The sequence below is a fragment of the Streptomyces sp. UF-297 genome (assembly GCF_058245575.1).
This window is the reverse complement of the sequence record NZ_JBSIBZ010000214.1, coordinates 1-1,633: the sequence shown is the minus strand read 5'-3', so window position 1 is coordinate 1,633 and position 1,633 is coordinate 1. Positions and strand designations below refer to the sequence as shown.

The window sequence follows — 1,633 nt, the reverse complement described above, 5'->3', positions numbered from 1 at the left end:
CCGTTGGGCGCCGTCAGACCGTTGGACGCACCGTCCTGGTTCACCGCCGAACCCCGTACGACCGCCAGCACCTTGTGGCCATTGCGCCGGGCGTCCGACAGGCGCTCCACGACGAGCACACCCGCGCCCTCGGCGAAGCCCATGCCGTCGGCGTCCGCCGAGAACGCCTTGCAGCGCCCGTCCTCGGCCAGGCCGCGCTGCTGGCTGAAGCCCACGATCCCGTCAGGGGTGGCGATGACCGTGGCCCCGCCGGCCAGCGCCATCGAGCACTCCCCGGCACGGATCGCCTGGGCGGCCAGGTGCAGCGCCACCAGGGACGACGAACACGCCGTGTCCACGGTCACGGCCGGGCCCTCCAGGCCCAGCGCGTAGGACACCCGGCCGGACATCACGCTCGTCGCGAAGCCCGTCGTCAGATGCCCTTCGACTCCCTCGTTCCCGGTGCCGGCGCCGAACCCGTACGCCGAGGCGAAGCCGCCGACGAAGACACCGGTCTGGCTGCCGCGCAGCGACCCCGGCTCGATACCGGCCCGCTCCAGCGCCTCCCACGACACCTCGAGCAGCTGCCGCTGCTGCGGGTCCATCGCCAGCGCCTCACGCGGGCTGATCCCGAAGAACCCGGCGTCGAAGCCACTGGCGTCCGCCATGAATCCGCCGGACCGGGTGTACGAGGTCCCCACGTTCTCGGGGTCGGGGTCGTAGAGCCCCTCCGTGTCCCAGCCCCGGTCGTCCGGGAAGCCGGCGATCGCGTCCGTCCCGCTGGCTATCAACTGCCAGAACGCGTCAGGGTCGTTCACATCGCCGGGGAACCGGCAGGCCATGCCGACGATCGCGATGGGCTCGTCGGACACCGCGTCCGTACGGACCGGCGGGAGGTTCACCAGCTGCTCGCCGTCGCCCACGAGCCGGGCCCGGAGGTGACCGGCGAGCGCGACGGGGTTGGGGTAGTCGAAGACGAGCGTGGCCGGCAGCCGCAGTCCGGTCGCGGTGTTCAGGCGGTTGCGCAGCTCCACCGCGGTCAGCGAGTCGAAGCCCAGGTCGGAGAAGGCTCTGGTGGGTTCGATGGCGTCGGCGGAGGTGTGTCCGAGCACGGCCGCCACATGCGTACGGATCAGGTCGGTGAGCCTGCGCTCCCGGTCCTGCTGCGACAGTCCGGCCAGCTGCTGGTGCAGCGAGTCCGCGCCGCCGCTGCCCGAGGCCGCGGTGCGGCGACCGGAGCCGCTACGGATCAACTCGCGCCAAATCGGCGGGACCTCGGTGCTTCGGGCGGCCTGGGCCCGCAGCCCGGCCAGGTCGATTCGGGTCGGCACCAGCAGCGCCTCGTCCCGGGCCACTGCCATGTCCAGCAGGGCCAGACCGTCCTTCGCGCTCAGCGCCCTGGCGCCGCCGCGGGTCAACCGGTCCCGTTCGGCGTCACTGAGCTGCCCGGTCAGCGCACTGACGTCGGCCCACATGCCCCAGGCCAGCGACGTTCCGGGCAGTCCTGCGGCGCGACGCTGGGCGGCGAGGGCGTCCAGGAAGGCGTTGGCCGCCACGTAGTTGCCCTGGCCCGGTGCGCCGAAGGTCGCCGCGGCCGAGGAGAACAGCACGAAGTGCTCCAGGTCCATGCCCTGGGTCAGCTCGTGCAGGTGCC

The 1,633-nt window shown here is 72.7% G+C and carries 1 protein-coding gene; it reads right to left on the bottom strand.

What is annotated here, in order from left to right:
• Positions 1 to 1,633 (bottom strand): acyl carrier protein (locus tag AC4IJH_RS43490; RefSeq protein ID WP_490857560.1); only part of this gene is annotated, 1,633 nt, incomplete at both ends.